General features: G+C 58.1%; 18 protein-coding genes. 12 read left to right on the forward strand and 6 right to left on the reverse strand.

All coding sequences use genetic code 11. From position 1 onward, the window contains the following. Window positions 1-357: 357 nt before the first annotated feature. Window positions 358-1,224, reverse strand: coding sequence for an AraC family transcriptional regulator (locus NHU87_RS15390; protein WP_253550103.1), 867 nt, complete (start codon window positions 1,222-1,224; stop codon window positions 358-360). 407 nt (window positions 1,225-1,631) lie between these two features. Here NHU87_RS15390 and NHU87_RS15395 point away from each other — a divergent pair, with 407 nt between their 5' ends. The 11 genes from NHU87_RS15395 to NHU87_RS15445 all read left to right on the forward strand — a co-directional run bounded on the left by NHU87_RS15395 (window position 1,632) and on the right by NHU87_RS15445 (window position 11,569). Then, the gene (locus NHU87_RS15395) at window positions 1,632-1,823 is read left to right on the forward strand and encodes a Flp family type IVb pilin (protein WP_007905161.1); all 192 of its coding nucleotides are present in this window, start codon (window positions 1,632-1,634) and stop codon (window positions 1,821-1,823) included. A 29-nt stretch (window positions 1,824-1,852) separates the two neighbouring features. Then, the gene (locus NHU87_RS15400) at window positions 1,853-2,383 is read left to right on the forward strand and encodes an A24 family peptidase (RefSeq protein ID WP_253550106.1); all 531 of its coding nucleotides are present in this window, start codon (window positions 1,853-1,855) and stop codon (window positions 2,381-2,383) included. Window positions 2,384-2,385: 2 nt separating this feature from the next. Further along, window positions 2,386-3,714: an AAA family ATPase gene (locus tag NHU87_RS15405; RefSeq protein WP_253550109.1), complete on the forward strand. Its 1,329-nt coding sequence runs from the start codon at window positions 2,386-2,388 to the stop codon at window positions 3,712-3,714. 15 nt (window positions 3,715-3,729) lie between these two features. Further along, window positions 3,730-4,536, forward strand: coding sequence for a Flp pilus assembly protein CpaB (cpaB, locus tag NHU87_RS15410; RefSeq protein WP_253550111.1), 807 nt, complete (start codon window positions 3,730-3,732; stop codon window positions 4,534-4,536). Window positions 4,537-4,611: 75 nt separating this feature from the next. Then, the gene (locus NHU87_RS15415) at window positions 4,612-5,952 is read left to right on the forward strand and encodes a pilus assembly protein TadG-related protein (RefSeq protein WP_253550114.1); all 1,341 of its coding nucleotides are present in this window, start codon (window positions 4,612-4,614) and stop codon (window positions 5,950-5,952) included. Window positions 5,953-5,960: 8 nt separating this feature from the next. Further along, window positions 5,961-6,440, forward strand: a complete 480-nt coding sequence (locus tag NHU87_RS15420; protein ID WP_253550117.1) for a TadE/TadG family type IV pilus assembly protein — start codon at window positions 5,961-5,963, stop codon at window positions 6,438-6,440. Then, complete coding sequence (locus NHU87_RS15425) at window positions 6,440-6,934, forward strand: TadE/TadG family type IV pilus assembly protein (RefSeq protein ID WP_253550120.1); 495 nt, start codon at window positions 6,440-6,442, stop codon at window positions 6,932-6,934. Before NHU87_RS15420 ends, NHU87_RS15425 begins: the two co-directional genes overlap by 1 nt. Continuing rightward, a complete protein-coding gene (locus tag NHU87_RS15430; protein WP_253550125.1) occupies window positions 6,928-8,148 on the forward strand; it encodes an AAA family ATPase in 1,221 nt (406 codons plus the stop codon). The genes NHU87_RS15425 and NHU87_RS15430 overlap by 7 nt, the downstream gene beginning before the upstream one ends. Before the next feature lie 3 nt (window positions 8,149-8,151). Further along, the gene (locus NHU87_RS15435) at window positions 8,152-9,594 is read left to right on the forward strand and encodes a CpaF family protein (protein WP_253550129.1); all 1,443 of its coding nucleotides are present in this window, start codon (window positions 8,152-8,154) and stop codon (window positions 9,592-9,594) included. Next, window positions 9,591-10,577 (forward strand): type II secretion system F family protein, encoded by a 987-nt coding sequence (locus NHU87_RS15440; protein ID WP_253550131.1) that lies wholly within the window; start codon window positions 9,591-9,593, stop codon window positions 10,575-10,577. The genes NHU87_RS15435 and NHU87_RS15440 overlap by 4 nt, the downstream gene beginning before the upstream one ends. A 29-nt stretch (window positions 10,578-10,606) precedes the next feature. After that, window positions 10,607-11,569, forward strand: a complete 963-nt coding sequence (locus NHU87_RS15445; protein ID WP_253550134.1) for a type II secretion system F family protein — start codon at window positions 10,607-10,609, stop codon at window positions 11,567-11,569. Window positions 11,570-11,765: 196 nt separating this feature from the next. Here the strand turns inward: NHU87_RS15445 and NHU87_RS15450 are convergent, their stop codons facing one another. The 5 genes from NHU87_RS15450 to NHU87_RS15470 all read right to left on the reverse strand — a co-directional run bounded on the left by NHU87_RS15450 (window position 11,766) and on the right by NHU87_RS15470 (window position 15,721). Beyond that, entirely contained in the window at window positions 11,766-12,038 is a 273-nt protein-coding gene (locus tag NHU87_RS15450) for a DUF3613 domain-containing protein (protein WP_253550137.1), read from the reverse strand. 18 nt (window positions 12,039-12,056) lie between these two features. Next, the gene (locus NHU87_RS15455) at window positions 12,057-12,764 is read right to left on the reverse strand and encodes a tetratricopeptide repeat protein (protein ID WP_253550140.1); all 708 of its coding nucleotides are present in this window, start codon (window positions 12,762-12,764) and stop codon (window positions 12,057-12,059) included. 119 nt (window positions 12,765-12,883) lie between these two features. Next, window positions 12,884-14,107, reverse strand: a complete 1,224-nt coding sequence (locus NHU87_RS15460; protein WP_253550142.1) for a type II and III secretion system protein family protein — start codon at window positions 14,105-14,107, stop codon at window positions 12,884-12,886. Between the two features lie 573 nt (window positions 14,108-14,680). Beyond that, window positions 14,681-14,998 carry a hypothetical protein gene (locus NHU87_RS15465; protein WP_253550145.1) on the reverse strand — a complete coding sequence of 106 codons (318 nt, stop codon included), beginning with the start codon at window positions 14,996-14,998 and terminating at the stop codon, window positions 14,681-14,683. 96 nt (window positions 14,999-15,094) lie between these two features. Next, the gene (locus NHU87_RS15470; protein WP_253550148.1) at window positions 15,095-15,721 is read right to left on the reverse strand and encodes an alanyl-tRNA editing protein; all 627 of its coding nucleotides are present in this window, start codon (window positions 15,719-15,721) and stop codon (window positions 15,095-15,097) included. Between the two features lie 90 nt (window positions 15,722-15,811). Between NHU87_RS15470 and NHU87_RS15475 the strand changes: the two genes are divergently transcribed. Next, window positions 15,812-16,810: a LysR family transcriptional regulator gene (locus NHU87_RS15475; RefSeq protein ID WP_253550151.1), complete on the forward strand. Its 999-nt coding sequence runs from the start codon at window positions 15,812-15,814 to the stop codon at window positions 16,808-16,810. Window positions 16,811-16,860: the final 50 nt, after the last annotated feature.

A 16,860-nucleotide genomic window follows, 5' to 3' on the forward strand; every position in this document is an offset into this window, starting at 1 on the left:
GGGAATAGCTCAGTTGGTAGAGCACGACCTTGCCAAGGTCGGGGTCGCGAGTTCGAGTCTCGTTTCCCGCTCCAAATTCAAAAAAACGCCGCTCATTGAGCGGCGTTTTTTTATGCGCGTTATTTGTCATTTTCATTGATTGGAATAAAAACCTTCGGGTAGTTCGTAGCTGCTGCCGAGCTGGTGTTTGGCGTGTAGCAGCTGTCGAGCTTGCGAGGCTGCGTTCGGCTGCGCAGCAGTCGTAAAATCAGCGCTCACGGTGCATCAGACAGACCACGTCAGCCCGATTCACGACTGCTGCGCAGCCCAACGCAGCCTCGCAGGCTCGGCAGCTGCTACAAGGCCTGCGTAACGGTCTCAACTTCCGAGGCTCTGCACCAGACTTTCGAGCACTTCAGCGGTTGTATCCTCCAGCGCCGGTTGCGCCGCTACCGCTCTAAGCTGGCATGCCAAACGGTATTCGCTGGGCGTGCAGTTGACGAACTGCTTGAAGGCGCGAGCGAAGTAGGACGGATCCTTGAAGCCGGCCTCGTAGCCGATGCTGGTAATAGGCATCTGGCTATTGTCGAGCAGTTGTTTGGCGAAGCTCATGCGCTTGTTCAGAATGTAATCGGTGAAACCAACGCCATTGGCTTCCTTGAACAGGCGGCTGAAGCGAAAGGTCGTCATGCCGCAGCGCTTCGCCAACTCCCTCTGATCGATGCTGTCCCGAAAGTGCTGTTCGATGTACAGCATGACGTTGCTCAGCGCCTGGTGTTTTTGGTGCCCCGAGGTCAACCGGATGCTGTCCGGCAGGGTCGGGGAGTGATCGATCAGCGATGTCTGGCCCTGGCCGTTGGCATTTCGGCGCAATTCGCACAGCTGCACCACGGCTGTCAGGTAACGCTTTCTCTCAGTGGATGAGAGCGGCAGCACCATGTATTCCCACACACTGGAGCGCATGGCCCAGACGGCCAGTTCTTCCGAGTGTTGCACTGTGAACATGGTGATCGGGATAGTGGGGGTGGTGCGTTTGATCTCCAGCAACAGCCTCAGGCCCGGTGTGTCGGGGCGATCAAAATGGATGCAGATCATGTCTGCCTGTTCCCCATGGGGCAATACGGAGTTTTTTGCCAATTTGCAGTCGCAGGTCCCCTCGAACTGCGCGATGAGTTCCTTGGTGGAGCGATCGTGAGTCTGATCGAACCACAGTAGCGATGGCCTTCTGGTCAAATTGGACGTCATGTCTCTACTCTGGGGTTCTTAGCGCCGCTCTTCGCTGAGTAGTATTGCTAACGTTCGATCACTTTGCAGACTAAATGCTTATAAGGAACGCATGCTTTAGTTCTATGCGCTCTATGTTTCGTTTGAAAATGGATCCTGCCCGATTGTTTGTTAGCGTGGAATCAATGTCCCAAGGTTCCACCGCTCGTCGCTTGTGAATCAACGACAATCGCATTCGCAAGTCATTTCCTTCCTGACTCCGCCATTCCTTTCAAAAGCCAACTGAACGGTAGTTGGCCCCCCGCAAAAAAGTCCTAGTGATGTGCAAAATCTTCCTAACGCCTATGCCTTGCCCCTGACTAGTGTTGCATCCAGGCAGAGCAAAACGCACTGCCTCCGAAAAACAACATTCGAGTGAGGTGGGCAAAATGATCATGCAAACAATCAAGGCTTCGGTAGTGAAGTTCGCCAAAGACGAAGACGGCCTGACCATTGTGGAATACGCAGTGGCTGGTGGTTTGATCACGGTAGCTGTTGTAGCGGCATTCACCCTTCTTGGTGGGGTGGTGGATACCAGAATCAGGGCAATTTGCAACGCCATCATTCCTGGTACCTGCTGATAACAACAACTCTGTTAGGGAGATTCGTAATGTCCATGGAACAGCTGGTTGCGACCGTTGTGCTGATAGGACTGCTGGGCGTGGCGGTGGTGAGCGACTTGCGTCGCCACCGCATTCCCAACCTGCTGATCCTGGTAGGTCTGGCCTTGGGATTGGCCGGCCAGACTTATTCAGGTGGGATTAGCGGGATGGGGGACGGCCTGACGGGCCTCCTGATCGGTTTTGCGCTGTTCCTGCCCATGTATGCCCTGGGCGGCATGGCGGCCGGCGACGTCAAGCTGATGGCCATGGTTGGCAGTTTTCTACCCCCCCATTTCGCCTTGTGGGCTGTGTTCTTCAGTCTGCTCTGGGGAGGCTTGTGCGGTTTCCTGATCGTGCTGGCGCGCGGTCAATTGTTGCAGACCCTGGGGCGCTATCGGCTGATGTTTCGGGCGCGGGCCTATATGGCACCGACCTCGAACGAAGTGGCCGGCAAGCCCTTTCCTTATTCGGTTGCGATCCTGCTCGGGACGTTGAACAGCGTCTACTGGCAACTCGTTGTCGGTGGATTTGGAGGTTAGTCATGCACGTCATCGTCGATAGTGATGCCTATCCCAGCGAACGTGAAGCGGTGCAACGACTGGCTCCTCAGCCGTGCACGATCAGCGAGACGGGTCTGACAGACAGCTTTCTCGGTGAGTTGGTGTGTAAGCACTTGCATGACGCCGGCGTGCTCGACATGCCGCGGCTGGTGGAGCGCCTGGCACTGACCGGCGCCGTACTGGAAGAAGTCCTGGCGTTTCTGCGCAAGGACGGCCGTGTCGAAGTGCTTGGCCAGATGGGGCAATCCAGTGGGCAGATGCTGCGTTATGGCCTGACCGAACGGGGTCGCAGCGCTGCCCGCGACGCCCTGTCGCGCAGTGGTTATATCGGCGCCGCACCTTTCCCGGTGAGTACTTACCGTTCCCTGATCAAACTCCAGACCATTCACCATGGTCGCATCAACGCCAACGATATGCATAACGCCCTGGCTGGCGTAGTGCTTACCGACGGCATGCTCGATCAGTTGGGTGTGGCGCTGAATTCCGGCCGCGCGATCATGATTTATGGCCCGGCGGGTACCGGCAAAACCTATGTCAGCAGCCGGCTGATTCGTCTGTTCGCCGAGGCCATCTGGGTGCCTCACGCCATCGCCATCAACGAATCGGTGATCGAGATCTATGACCCGCAGGTGCATCAGCGTCTGGATGACAACAGCCAACAAAACAATCTGATGCTCAACGAAGGGATAGACCGTCGATTGCTGCGCTGCAAACGCCCGATTGTCATTACGGGCGGTGAGTTGAGCATGGAACAGCTTGACGTTCGCTATGACCCCTACACCCGTCAGTACCAGGCCGCCTTGCAGCTCAAGGCCAGCAATGGCCTGTTCATCATCGACGACATGGGACGCCAGCGCATGGCACCCGCCGAGCTGTTGAACCGCTGGATCGTACCGATGGAAGAGAAGCGCGATTTCATCAATCTGGGCGGTGGTCGGCATTGCGAGCTGCCGTTCGATTTGATTCTGGTGTTCTCCACCAACCTCAATCCTCTGGAACTGGCCGATGAGGCCTTCCTTCGCCGGATTGGCTACAAGCTGCAATTCGGTTACCTGAAGCCTGAGGAGTACGAAAAGATCTGGCGTCAGGAAAGCGAGCGCCTGGGCATTCCTTTTGACCCGCTGCTGCTGCGTTATGTGCTGCAAAGGCTTTATGCAAGTGAAGGCATGCCCCTTGTGCCTTGCCATCCCCGCGACCTCCTGAATATGGCCCTCGATCGTCAGCGTTACCTGGGCGGCTCCGGGTCTCTGTCACCGCAGGAATTGGAATGGGCCTGGCACAACTATTTCGTCCAGCTCGACTTTCTTTGATACGGAGATACTGACATGAGCTCTCGTACTCTTACCCTTGTAGGCGTTTCCCTGGTCATGGGCCTTGGTGCTGCATGGATGGCCGACTCCTGGCTGAGCTCACGACTCAACGCCAGCCCGGATGATCACCTTCGAAGCGTGGTGGTCGCCACGGTAGAGATTCCATTCGGGCAGATGGTCGAGGCTCAACAAGTCACGACCATGCGCATGCCCATGGACACGATCCCGGACGATGCCTTCGACTCCACCGACAAAGCAGTAGGCAAGATCGCAACGTTCGACATTCTGAAGGGCGACATCATGCGCGGCGCACGCCTGAGCGAGCACTTGGGCGGCAGTACCCTGGCCTCTCTGATTGCGACAGACAAACGTGCCATATCAGTACGCGTGGACGATGTGGTCGGCGTGGGCGGATTCCTCTTGCCGGGTAACCGGGTCGATGTGCTGGCGACCAAACGCACTGATGGCGCCGGCAATAACGCCGTGTCCAAAACCATTCTCGAGAACTTGCGGGTATTGGCGGTAGACCAGACGGCGGGTACCGACAAGACCCAACCGGTGGTGGTGCGCGCAGTGACGCTGGAGATGACGACCGCAGAGGCTGAAACCCTGGTCACGGCGCAAACGGAAGGGAAACTGCAACTGACCCTGCGCAACCCGCTGAACGACCAGAAAAAAATCGCGACCGTTGCGCCTGCGGCACCGATCATGGCGATGGCCGCTGCCCCGGCGCCAAAACGCGTGGTGCGCCGCGGCAATGGCGAGGGTGGTGGGGTTCTCACCATTATCCGTGGGACCCAAGCCAGTGTAATCAAACGTTGACAGGGCGGTAGGGGTGCCAGGGCACCAAGGTATTGGCGGAGCCGATCCTGATCAGTTTCGGTAAATGAGGGCTTGATGATGAATCTTCGTATTCGGCAGCCGTTCACTGCGACGCCAAGGCGCCAGGAAGGATCGGTGAGCGTGTTGATGGTAATCGCGTTGGCGGCGATTTTAATGATGGCGGGTTTAACGCTCGACGTGGGCCACATGCTGTTGAACAAGACACGCCTGCAGAACGCTGTAGACGCTGCCGCCCTGAGTGGCGCCAAAACCCTGAGCCAGGTGGAAGGTGGTAGCAACCCTGCCAGCGTAACGCGCACTGCCGCGCTCAATACGCTGGCGCAAAATGCCAATGCCCTGGGTAATAGCGAATTGGCCACGGCGATGGTTGGCGACGCAGGCTTCGCGGTAGTGGAACTGGCAAGCAGCGTCTATGGCCCATTTACCTATCCGGGGCCTGCGGAGGCCAAATATGTTCGGGTATCGGTACCGAACTATGGCCTGACAGGATTTTTCTGGAGCTTCGTCCAGACATTCGGCACTAGCGGCTTGGGGAACAAAGCAGTGTCGGCGATCGCCACCGCAGGCCCCAGCCCTACCAGCCCCTGTGATCTCGCACCTTTGATGGTCTGTGGCGATCCGGCTCAATACGACCCGGACGCCGGTATGTTCTGGGGCTTCCAATTTGGTGATTTGCAAGTATTGAAGTCGGCTGCCGGCAATTCGTCCCCCATTGGTCCAGGCAACTTTCAGTTGCTCGATTTTGGTTCGGGCGGCAGTTCGGTCAGGGCAGATATGGCCGGAGGCGGCTCGATCTGCCGCAACGTGGGGCAGAATGTCCAGACCAAACCCGGCAACACGGTGGGCCCTGCGTCGCAAGGTTTGAATACGCGCTTCGGCATGTATCAGGGGCCGGTCAATTCCTCGGACTATCCGCCGGACCTGGTGACCACCTCCAGCAACCCCGCGATCACTTACGACGACTCAGTTTCCCCACCACAAATGAAATACCAGGGGCAAACCGTCACCTCGAACAACGGCGATCTCACGGCGGGCGGCAACGCGATACAGGACTACAACGACTGGCGTGCGAGTGCTGCGGCCTGTGTGGCAGGGACCGGCAGTGGCTGTCAGAGCAATGGGGTGTTCGAGCGCCGGATGCTGAAAATCGTGGTGGGCAACTGCACCGGCCAACAGGGCGGTACCACCTCGATCCCCGTCCTGGGTTTTGGTTGCTATTTCGTGGTGCAGCCAATGAGTAACGGCGGCACGGAAGCGCAGATCTTCGGCCAGTTTGTGAAGGAGTGCGAAGGCGACAACGTGCCCGGTCCTAATCCGACGAACGATTCCGGCCCGCAGATCATTCAGCTCTACAAAACCTATCTCGGCATCGGCACTCCGAGCACAGACTCGTAGGAGGCGTCATGAGACTTCATTCGTTTAAACATCCGCGGCGCCAGCAGGGCCTGGCCATGGTGGAATTCACCCTCGCTCTGCCGGTGCTGCTGTTGCTGTTGCTGGCTCTCGGTGAGTTCGGCCGCATGCTCTACCAGTACAACGTACTGCTGCAGGCCAGCCGTGATGCCGACCGTTTCGTTGCCAGCCAGGCCTGGAACTCGACGCTCGGCGCGGTCTCTCTGAGCAATACGCTGCAGACCCAGACGAAAAACGTCGCGGTTTATGGCGTGCCCAGCCAGACCGGCACCCCCGTGTTATCCGGGTTGACGACCAACGATGTGGTTGTCGCCGCCGTGGGCACAGACCATGTGCGAGTGACCATCACTTTTACGTTCTGCCCGGTGATTGGCGGTGGCAATTGCACCGGATCGCTGCCTGGCTTTTTCGGCAATCCGATTGCGCTGAGCATTCCGCTGGTCGCCACCACCGTCATGAGGGCACTGTGATGAATCGCAAACGCATGCGCGGCACCTATGTGGTGGAGTTCGCCATCATTGGTGCATTGATATTCACACTATTATTCGGCGCGTTGGAAATCGGCCGCCTGTACTTCACGATCAATGCGCTGGATGAAGTCGTGCGCCGTGGTGTGCGCTTGGCGTCGGTGTGCGATATCAGCGATCCGGTGGTGTTGCGGCGGGCGATCTTCAATGCCGCGACCGATGCCGGTGCGAGCCAGATCATCACTGATTTGGCCACCACCAACCTGACGTTGACCTATCTGGACGTAAATGGCGCTCAGGTGGGCAACCCCGCCGACACGAATGGGACCAATGGATTTCGTGCCATCCGCTACGTCCAGTTGAGTCTGCAAAATTTCGTTTTCAATCTGTTCATTCCCGGGATTGGCGTGCCTATTACCCTGCCTGTATTCAGGGCAACGTTGCCACGCGAAAGCCTCGGGCGTCATTCCGATTCCGGGGAGATCACGCCATGCTGAATACTAAAGAAACTCCAGTCGCCAGCTCGACCGGCAAAGCCGGGCTGCGGTTGCTGATCAGCAGCCGTGATGCCACCTCTTTGCGCGATCTGCAGAGCGTCTGCCAACGCATGCCCAGCCTGGAGGTGAGCACTCGCCTGGTGAGCAACGGGCATGTCGACCCGCTCTACGGTCTGGACCGGATGCCCGATCTGTTGCTGTTGCGCGTCAGCCACCTGTGGCGCGAGGAGCTGGCGGCGCTGTTGCTGCACCCGGCCCATGAGCGTCCGCCGATGTTGGTCTGCGGTCTGCTGAGCGAACAGGAAGGGATGCGTATGGCAATGCAGGCCGGCGCCCGTGACGTGCTGCCCGAACCCATCGCCGAGACGGAATTGGTTGCCGCCTTGAATCGACTGGTCATGGAGGTTCGGACCGGCAGTGGGGCAGAAGGGAAATTGATCGCCGTGATGAGCGCCAAGGGCGGCTCCGGCGGAACCCTGGTGGCCTGCAACCTGGCTCAGCAGCTCAGTGCCAAGGGCGGCAGTACTCTGTTGCTGGACATGGATCTGCAATTTGGCAGCGTCACGCATTATCTGGATGTGGCGCAGACGCACAGCCATCTTGAGGTGTTGAACCAGATCGATGGCATGGACAGCGTCGCGTTACGCGGTTTTTGCAGTCACTTCAGCCCGACTTTGCATGTGCTGGGTGGACGGGCCGGTGAGCTGTGTCTGCCGCAAGATGCTCAACCCGAGCAACTTGACACCCTGTTGAAGTTGGCCCGCGCCAGCTACGACTGGGTGGTGATTGACCTGCCGCGGCAAATCGACCACCTCACCGGCTCCGTGCTGGAACAGGTTGATCGGGTGTACGTGGTGGTGCAGCAGAGCGTCAGCCATCTGCGCGATGCCAGTTCCCTGGTGCGGATTCTTCGTGATGACCTGGGCGTGCGCGGGGATCAATTGCAGATAGTGGTCAACCGCTTTGACAAGGCAGCACCGATCAGCCTCAAAGATATCGGTGAGGCGCTGCGCTGCACCAATCTGTCGAAATTACCCAACGACTTCAACCTGGTCAGCCAGAGTCAGAACACTGGCGTGCCGTTGGGGCTGCATGCGCCGAGGGCAGCGATCACTGTTGCACTGCGCGACATGACCGAGGACCTGGTCGGTCAACAGGTAGCCGGGAACAAAGGCTTACTCAAACGCGCCTTCAACCATTTTTTCGGGGGATGACCCATGATCAGCGACTTTCGTAACCGCTTGCGCAAACAGTCTGGTAAATCCACCTCATCGTCGGCTCCCCAGCAGGGTGATGAGCTGCTGGATCCGGCAGAGGAAATAATGGCGTGGGAGCGTGTAATACCGGACGTTCTTTACGAAACCAGAAGCCAGGTCACCCCGGTAGAGGCCGAGTGGCGGGAAAAGATCTACCAGCAGTTGCTCAAGGTCATGGACCTGTCCTTGCTGGACTCCCTTGAACAGGCCGAGGCCGCGCGACAGATTCGCGATATTTGCCAGCGCCTGCTCGATGAGCATTCGGCGCCGGTGAGTTCCTCCAGCCGCCAGTTGATCATCAAGCAGATCACCGACGAGGTGCTTGGCTTGGGTCCCCTGGAACCGTTGCTGGCCGATCACAGCGTGTCTGACATTCTGGTCAACGGCCATGCCTCGGTCTATGTCGAGCGCTTCGGCAAACTGCAACGGACCGATGTGCGTTTTCGCGATGATCAGCATTTGCTGAATATTATCGACCGCATCGTGTCCAGCCTGGGGCGGCGTATCGATGAGTCCTCGCCATTGGTGGATGCCCGGCTCAAGGACGGTTCGCGGGTCAACGCGATTATCCCGCCGCTGGCCATCGACGGTCCGAGCATATCCATTCGCCGTTTTGCGGTGGATCTGCTCAATACCGACAGCCTGATCTCGGTGGGGACATTGACCCCGGCCATTGCCCTGTTGCTCAAGGCGATTGTCCGTGGACGCTTGAACGTGTTGATTTCCGGCGGTACCGGCAGTGGCAAGACCACCATGCTCAATGTGCTGTCCAGTTTCATTCCGCAAAACGAGCGGATCGTCACCATCGAAGATTCGGCCGAACTGCAACTGCAACAGCCCCACGTGGTACGCCTGGAAACCCGGCCTTCGAATATCGAAGGGCGAGGCGAGGTGAGCCAACGCGAATTGGTGCGCAACAGTCTGCGGATGCGTCCGGACCGCATTGTCATCGGCGAAGTGCGCGGCGCGGAAGCGCTGGACATGCTGACGGCCATGAACACCGGCCACGACGGCTCATTGACCACGATCCACGCCAACACCGCGCGCGATGCGTTGGGACGAATCGAAAACATGGTGTCGATGACCGGGGCGACCTTCCCGATCAAGGCCATGCGGCAGCAGATCGCGTCGGCCATCGATGTGGTGATCCAGCTGGAACGTCAGGAGGATGGCAAGCGCCGCCTGGTCAGCGTGCAAGAGATCAACGGCATGGAAGGCGAAATCATCACCATGACTGAAATCTTTTCCTTTGCGCGTCAAGGCATGGGCGAAAACGGCGAAGTGCTTGGCGATTATCGCCCCAGCGGCATGATCCCGGCCTTCCGCGATGTGCTGGCCAAGCGCGGCATCGAGTTGCCGCTGACGATGTTCAGGCCTGAGTGGATGGAGGCACGGCAGTCATGAACAATATTCCCAGTGAATTCATTCTGATGTTCCTCGGCATGGTGTTTATCGCCGTGTTCCTCCTGTCCCAGGGCGTGGTGGTGCCGGTGTTCGGCGAGGCCGGCAAGATGCGCAAACGCATCCGCGGCCGTTTGCATGTACTGGAGAAAGCCAACAATCTGCCCAACATGCAGACGGTGTTGCGGCAGAAATACCTGACGCGCTTGTCGCCACTGGAGGCCATGCTCGAGCAGTTGCCTTTTATGGCGAACCTGACACAGGTGATCGAGCAGGGCGGACACGAATACCGGGCGTATCGGGTGCTGTTGCTCGGGCTGTTTCTGGGCGTCTGTGCGGGTATCTCGATCTGGATGATCTCGGCAGTCTGGTGGATGGCGCTGCTGGTGGTCTTCGGCGTGTTCTGGTTACCCGTGCTGAAAATTTTTCGTGACCGTGGCAAACGTTTCGCTGAATTTGAGGAAGGCCTGCCGGATGCACTGGATGCCATGTGTCGAGCCCTTCGTGCCGGACACCCGTTCAACGAAACCCTGCGCCTGGTCGCCGAGGAGCACAAAGGACCGGTCGCTCATGAGTTCGGTCTGACCTTCGCCGATATCAACTATGGCAACGACGTACGCCGGGCCATGCTAGGCCTGTTGGAGCGCATGCCAAGCATGACGGTGATGATGCTGGTGACCTCGATCCTCATCCATCGCGAGACCGGCGGCAATCTGACCGAAGTGCTGGAGCGTCTGAGCCGGTTGATCCGTGGCCGCTTTCGCTTTCAGCGCAAGGTCAAGACCTTGTCGGCCGAAGGGCGGATGTCGGCCTGGATACTGGTGGCCATTCCTTTCGTGCTGGCGGCAGTGATCGTGTTCACCAGCCCTAACTACTTGCCGTTGCTGCTCAATGACCCGGTCGGCCATAAGCTGATATTCGGGGCGTTTGGTTGCATGTTGGTCGGGATCTTCTGGATTCGAAAAATCATCCGGATCCAGGTTTAAGCGTTATTCGCCATGTGGAGGTGCAGGTCATGGACTATTTGCTCGGGTTGTTCAATCGAGTGACAGGCAATGAGGAGATGGCACGCCTGTTGTTTGTCGGTGCGATGAGTCTGAGTGCGGTACTCGCGATTGTCACCGTGGTGTTATTGCTGTTAGGGCTGCAGGACCCCGTGCAGCGTCGTTTGGCGCTGATCAAACGCGGCCACTCAGGGAGTGCGGGACAAGACGCACCGGGTAATCTGCAGTTATTGCTGGAGCGGGTCGGCCAACGCTTTGGCTCGACTGAGGCCGCTCAGACGTCTGCCACCCAAACCCTGTTGATGCACGCCGGCTACCGCTCACAGTCGGCGGTCCAGATGTACTGGGCGGTGCGCTTGTTGTTGCCACTGGTGTTGGTTGGCATTGCGCTGTTGGTGTTGCCGATAATCCCCAAGCTTTCTCTGATTACGGGGTTGTTGCTGGTGTTAGGGGCTGCTGCTGTCGGCTGGTTGGCTCCCGCGCTGTATGTCGGAAAACGCAAGAAGGCTAGACAGGGCAAGCTGCGTGCCGCCTTTCCGGATGCCCTGGACCTGATGGTGGTCTGCGTGGAGTCGGGCCTGGCCTTGCCTCTGACGATCGAGCGCGTGGCTGAAGAGATGTCAGTCAGTCAGATTGAGTTGGCTGAAGAACTGGCCCTGGTCAATGCGCAAATCCGCGCGGGCATTTCCAGTACCGAAGCGCTCAAACAACTCGCCGTACGCACCGGTCTGGATGACGTACAAGGGTTGGTCAGTCTGTTGGCGCAGAGTATCCGCTTTGGTACCAGCGTGGCCGACACCCTGCGCATCTATGCCGATGAGTTCCGTGACCGGCGTACTCAGGCCGCCGAAGAGGCGGGGGCGAAAATCGGCACCAAGCTGATATTCCCGCTGATTTTCTGTCTGTGGCCGAGCTTCTTTCTGATCGCCATTGGCCCCGCCATGATCGGAGTACTCAAGACATTCGGGAAGTGAACCGGGGTTGTTTGCTGTTGAACGGGATGGCTGTATTGCATCAGTACGAGGTGGAGCAGGCGAGCGGAGGGTCATTCACTCCCATCGCCTGCTCCACTTCGTACTGATTTGCATTTTTCTGCACACATGATCAAGCCTGGCTTATTAGCCAGGCCACTCTGGACGACGCCAGAGGCTGATGACTCATTGACGTCCCTCAGTTGCTGCCGCTGGTGGCATCGCCGCCCGCATCCTGGTCAAAAAACTCCGGAATCGGGTAGAGGAAGCTGTTCAGCCAACGCTGCATGGCCAGGTCACGTTCGGTGGCCGAAGCGGTTTGCAGTTTAGGGGAGGCAAATACACCGCGACTCTGTAACACCAACCACTGCTCGGTGCCTTTCTGCTCCTTCGAAGAGGGACCTGGTTCGATAGCCCAGGCACTGGTGGACAGGCAAGCCATGCACACTATCAACAGCCTCTTGGTATTCATCTCGACTCCTCGTACGTTTTACTTGGTCGCACTGGATGAGGCAGCGGCTACCTCAGTTTTGCGATTCCCCTCCGAAGCCGCCACTTTTTTTGCGGAGGCCTTGAGTTTTTCCGCGCGGCTTTGAGCCTCGGCGATTTGCTGGGGGCTCAAGCTGGCACGGTTCGCGAGTTCGGCAGCCGACTTCCAGTTATCCTGATAGATCAGCAGCGTCACCAAATTGAGTGCCGCCAATGAATTGGACTGTTTGAGCTCCATGGCGGTCATGAACTCGAAGCGTGCTTCAGGGATACGTCGTTGATTGAGGTAGACCACCCCCAGGTCATTGCGCATCTTGTCGTCGGTGGGGGCCATCTTCACCGCACGCTCAAGGTGCGTGGTCGCGGTGGCGTAATCATTTTTGGCCGCGGCCAACTGGCCCAAGCCATGTTCCCCGTCAGCGGCCATACAGGTGCCGAGCAAGCTTTGATACAACGGCCCCGCCTCATGACGCCCCATCAAGCGCAGCACCCGAGCCTTGCGCAGGCGAACCTGAACCAGGTTGTCGGGCAAACCTTCAAGATTCGCCAGGCTGGCATACAAACGGCCGTCGTTGGCCATGTTGTCGGCCAGACTCAGGGCCAACTCTTGATCCGAATCGGGCTTGGCGCAGATAGCCGGTCGCGACAAACCATTAGTGGCACAACCTGCGAGCATTAATGTCGCCGTTATTGCAATGACTGCTTTCATTGAATGTCCTTTGGCTACAACACGTTGAACGCCTGGCCAATGGCAGGAAAGCTGGCCCGGCAAGCGCTCAAGGTCACCGTTACGAATGAGGGCGAGGCCAGTCTGATTCAGGCTAAGGCTCATTGCGAAAGCCCGGAGCGGCTGTCGAAATCGCCATTTTCGAGGAAGAACATGCGGTAGAAGTTCGGGTCGTAATTGCGCAGCTGTTCGCCAGGCAATGACGGTAGTTGTGCATTGACAGCCAGTGGCTGGACCAAGTGGGGGGTAACGATCATCAGCAGTTCCCGCTCTTCACGGTTGACGCTGTTGTCGCGGAAGAATGCGCCCAGAATCGGGATATCGCCCAACCCCGGAAATTTGTTCACCTGGGAATTGTTGCGGGTGCTGATCAGGCCGCTGATGACGAAGCTTTCGCCGTCGGCCAGGGAAATGCTGGTGTCGGTACGGCGCACGGTCAGCGCCGGAACTATTGTGCCGGCGATGCTCACGGCGTTGGTGAAGTCCAGTTCACTGACTTCCGGTGCCACCTTCAGCGCGATACGGTTTTTGCCGACGATGGTCGGCGTCAGGGTCAGGCGGATACCGAACTCCTTGTACTCAATGGATATATTATCGCTGCTTGAACTGGGCACCGGAATTGGCACTTCACCACCGGCCAGAAAGCTCGCACTCTGCCCGCTGAGCGCTACCAGGCTCGGCCGTGCCAAGGTGTAGGCGAAACCGCTGCCTTCCAGTGCGTTGATCGACACTAGAGTATCGCTAGACGCAAAAGCGAAGTTGAACATGCCGTTGTTCACCGGCACCGACGGCGTGACAATGCCGTCGATGGTGGGGAAGGTTCTTGGCGAGCCGAACAGGAAGTTGCCTTGGCGGCCAAAAATCGAGGCATTGGCTTCCTTGAGTTTGGTCCGGCTGACTTCAACGAAGCGGATGTCGGTTTGCACCTGGATCGGCAATAGTGGGTCTTCGGAAGGCACTGTCGAGACGCTGGTCAGCGCCGCGGTGGCCTTACCCTTGACGAACACCATGCTTTGGCGCGGCGTTTTCGAACAGGCGGTCCAGACCATCAGGCTGGTGGCCCCCGGCGCGAGGCCCGTAAGTATGAAGGCGTTGCTGCCACTGGGTTGCACGTCGGCGATTTTCGGATCGCCGACTGCCAGCTGTGTCACCGGGACGGGGACGCGCAGTTCATTCTGGAGCCCCTGACCGACCTCGAACGTTGCCGGCAAATTTTCCAGTTGCGAACAATTGGCCGGCGCGGCCTGAGCCGCATTCACGCTGAGGCCCGTCCAGAACAGGCCATGGATAATTCGCTTGAAAGCGGGCACGGTACGATAGCTCATTAAGTGCATCCTCGCTGAATAGGCCATCTTTGAGGCTAACTGGGTTGCCTCGGATCACTACAAGGGGCCTTGGTCGGCCCTCTACCCCGCCAGACCCCTTAGTAATGGCCCCGGCAATATTCCTTGGTGCTACATGCAAGCAGCTGCAATACGCTGTTCTGACTCAACAGCGAGCGCCTGCGCTAAAACGGTTTTTAGTGATCCAGATACCTGAGTTGTCGACCCGAGCGATATGCACAGGCTCGACAGCAACATCAGCTAAAGACGGCACTTTTCGCCGACCTGACTCCCCTAAAAAGCAACCGGCAATCAAAGCAAAGAGCCGGAAAACGCTTGCCAGGACCATAGTGAGGTAACTCCTTTTGCCAATCCGCTATCTGATCGCTGAACCTAACGTGGCATTTCAAACCGTTATGTCTTCTTCTTGTTTGAAAGGTAGTTCAACCAAGGCAAAGCGCCACGCTTTGAACGAAAACTTTCCGTTCAAAGGGTGGAGATAGGTAGGTTGCAGGAGATGGAACGGCACATGAGGCTGTGCGAGGAGGCGACTTCGGCGGCTCTCGAGCGACTGGGTCATCTGTCCTGCTTCTTGACCACCGTGAACCAGACTATGCCAATGCCCCGGATAGTCGCCGTATTGCGGGCAACCTGGCCTTCAGCGTTGCAGCGCATCCCGCGAAACTCATGCCCAAAGTGACGGGACAGCAGGTCGAGGCTTTTGCAATCGACGAAAATAATGTTGTCCGAAAGCACTAAAGCCTTGATTGCAATTCCTGCGTCACGCATGTCGCGGGTCAGGCCGTTAAAGGCCGCCAACCTGGCCGGGAATTCCTCGGTAAGGATGCTCAGCGGCGGGGCTGACGGCGACGCTATGAGATACAGAACGGCCATGTCGCACTCCCTTGGCCACGTCAGATAGTCAACAGAGCCCGCGAATGCAGGCTCCCACGGCGTCAGGCGATGACGGGGCCGACATCGCCAAAATGCTCAGTCCACGCTGTAGTGGACTGACAGCGTTCCCTTTTTCTGTGAAAGGGAGGCGATCGTGACCGTGCCCAAATCCTTCAGGCTCTGTACATGGGTGCCGCCGCAGCCGTAGGCGGGCAGTTCACCGAAACCGATTTCTCGGGCGCCTTCGCGCAACGACGTCAGGCGCGGGAGATCATGGGCGATCCATTGCTTGATGCCGTGCTCAATCGTCTGGGTATCGACCTCCTGCGCACCATCGCCCGGTTTGAACTGCACACGTCCTTCGTCTGGCCAGTGATGAGCCTTGGTCGGCATCCAGCCCATCGCTTGGACGAAATGACCAATCAAGTGCCCCGCCGAATGCATGCGCGTATTGAACCGGCGGCGTTGCTCATCGACGCGAATCCGGGTCATGCCGAGTTTTACCGGGTGGTCGACGAAATGAATGATCCGGTCCGGATCCTGAACCACGCGAAGTACCTGGCTTGCGCCGATCCAGCCGGTATCCCAAGGTTGCCCGCCGCCTTGGGGATGAAACAGGGTGGCGTGCAGCACCACGGCGAATTCGTTCTCGTGGGGCGTGCAATCCAGGACTTCCACATTGGCCTTGAGGTCATCACTATGGAAAAAGAGGCGAAACGTCATATTTCATGCCCTTATTAAAGTTTCTCTCTTTATTATATGAATCATGAAGTTGCGTGATAATCCGTTCAACCATCAAAGGACTGTTGCGCTGTGAGCATAAATCTTCCCCTGCCACTGCTCGGTGAAATGGCAATTTTTGTCAAGGTGGTCGAAACCGGCAGCTTCTCCGAAGTAGCGCGCCAGTCAGGTTCTTCACCCTCGGCGGTGAGTCGCAGCATTTCGCGGCTGGAGAAGGCGCTCGCCATGCGCCTTCTGCAACGAACCACGCGCAAGCTCCGTCTGAGCGACGGTGGCGAAGAGGTGTTCAAGCGTTGCCAGGAGATGGTCAGCGCGGCGAAGTCGGTGATGGAAATCAGCGGTCAATTCACCGATGAAGCAGAAGGGCTGGTGCGTGTCAGTGTGCCCAAAGCCGTCGGGCGATTCGTGATTCATCCGCACATGCCGGAATTTCTGCGGCGTTACCCCAAAGTGAATGTGGAGTTGTTGCTCGAGGACCGTCAGATGGATTTGATCGACGACCACGTCGACCTGGCGATCCGTATTACCGATCGCCCGCCCGCAGGGCTGGTGGGACGGCAGTTGCTGACCATCGATCATTTACTCTGTGCAACGCCGCAGTATCTGGCCGAACACGGCACGCCGACTCATCCCCACGACCTGCTCAACCACAGCTGCATCTATTTGGGCGAAACCCCGAGCGATGCGCGCTGGAAATTCAAGAAAGGCAGCAAAGCCGTGACCGTCGGCGTGCGCGGACGTTATGCCGCCAATCACACGGGCGTGCGACTGGGCGCGGTATTGCAACACATCGGAATCGGCAGCCTGCCGTACTTCACCGCCCGTTATGCGTTGGAACAGGGCCTGATTGTGCAAGTACTGCCAGACTGGACTTTTCTGGCGTCCTACCACGGAGGCGCCTGGCTGCTGCATTCGCCAACCCGTTATCTACCGCCCAAGTTACGGGTGTTTATCGACTATCTGGTGGAATGCCTGGAGAAGGAGCCAACGTTGAGCAGGCCGGGCAAGCCGGGTGCGTTGGGCAAGGTCGCGGTGGCGTATGAGTTGCCGGAGAGTGATGGGTTGCTTTGACGGGCCTCTTCGCGGGCAAGTCGGATCGCCGCACCGCTCGCTCCTACAGG

This window comes from Pseudomonas mandelii (assembly GCF_024138395.1).
Lineage (GTDB): Bacteria > Pseudomonadota > Gammaproteobacteria > Pseudomonadales > Pseudomonadaceae > Aquipseudomonas > Aquipseudomonas mandelii_E.

What these genes read in the sequence shown, in the direction of transcription:
- NHU87_RS15390 (WP_253550103.1), bottom strand. Translation starts at nt 1,224, where the DNA reads ATGACGTCCAATTTGACCAGAAGGCCATCGCTACTGTGGTTCGATCAG.
- NHU87_RS15395 (WP_007905161.1), top strand. Translation starts at nt 1,632, where the DNA reads ATGATCATGCAAACAATCAAGGCTTCGGTAGTGAAGTTCGCCAAAGAC.
- NHU87_RS15400 (WP_253550106.1), top strand. Translation starts at nt 1,853, where the DNA reads ATGTCCATGGAACAGCTGGTTGCGACCGTTGTGCTGATAGGACTGCTG.
- NHU87_RS15405 (WP_253550109.1), top strand. Translation starts at nt 2,386, where the DNA reads ATGCACGTCATCGTCGATAGTGATGCCTATCCCAGCGAACGTGAAGCG.
- cpaB (WP_253550111.1), top strand. Translation starts at nt 3,730, where the DNA reads ATGAGCTCTCGTACTCTTACCCTTGTAGGCGTTTCCCTGGTCATGGGC.
- NHU87_RS15415 (WP_253550114.1), top strand. Translation starts at nt 4,612, where the DNA reads ATGATGAATCTTCGTATTCGGCAGCCGTTCACTGCGACGCCAAGGCGC.
- NHU87_RS15420 (WP_253550117.1), top strand. Translation starts at nt 5,961, where the DNA reads ATGAGACTTCATTCGTTTAAACATCCGCGGCGCCAGCAGGGCCTGGCC.
- NHU87_RS15425 (WP_253550120.1), top strand. Translation starts at nt 6,440, where the DNA reads ATGAATCGCAAACGCATGCGCGGCACCTATGTGGTGGAGTTCGCCATC.
- NHU87_RS15430 (WP_253550125.1), top strand. Translation starts at nt 6,928, where the DNA reads ATGCTGAATACTAAAGAAACTCCAGTCGCCAGCTCGACCGGCAAAGCC.
- NHU87_RS15435 (WP_253550129.1), top strand. Translation starts at nt 8,152, where the DNA reads ATGATCAGCGACTTTCGTAACCGCTTGCGCAAACAGTCTGGTAAATCC.
- NHU87_RS15440 (WP_253550131.1), top strand. Translation starts at nt 9,591, where the DNA reads ATGAACAATATTCCCAGTGAATTCATTCTGATGTTCCTCGGCATGGTG.
- NHU87_RS15445 (WP_253550134.1), top strand. Translation starts at nt 10,607, where the DNA reads ATGGACTATTTGCTCGGGTTGTTCAATCGAGTGACAGGCAATGAGGAG.
- NHU87_RS15450 (WP_253550137.1), bottom strand. Translation starts at nt 12,038, where the DNA reads ATGAATACCAAGAGGCTGTTGATAGTGTGCATGGCTTGCCTGTCCACC.
- NHU87_RS15455 (WP_253550140.1), bottom strand. Translation starts at nt 12,764, where the DNA reads ATGAAAGCAGTCATTGCAATAACGGCGACATTAATGCTCGCAGGTTGT.
- NHU87_RS15460 (WP_253550142.1), bottom strand. Translation starts at nt 14,107, where the DNA reads ATGAGCTATCGTACCGTGCCCGCTTTCAAGCGAATTATCCATGGCCTG.
- NHU87_RS15465 (WP_253550145.1), bottom strand. Translation starts at nt 14,998, where the DNA reads ATGGCCGTTCTGTATCTCATAGCGTCGCCGTCAGCCCCGCCGCTGAGC.
- NHU87_RS15470 (WP_253550148.1), bottom strand. Translation starts at nt 15,721, where the DNA reads ATGACGTTTCGCCTCTTTTTCCATAGTGATGACCTCAAGGCCAATGTG.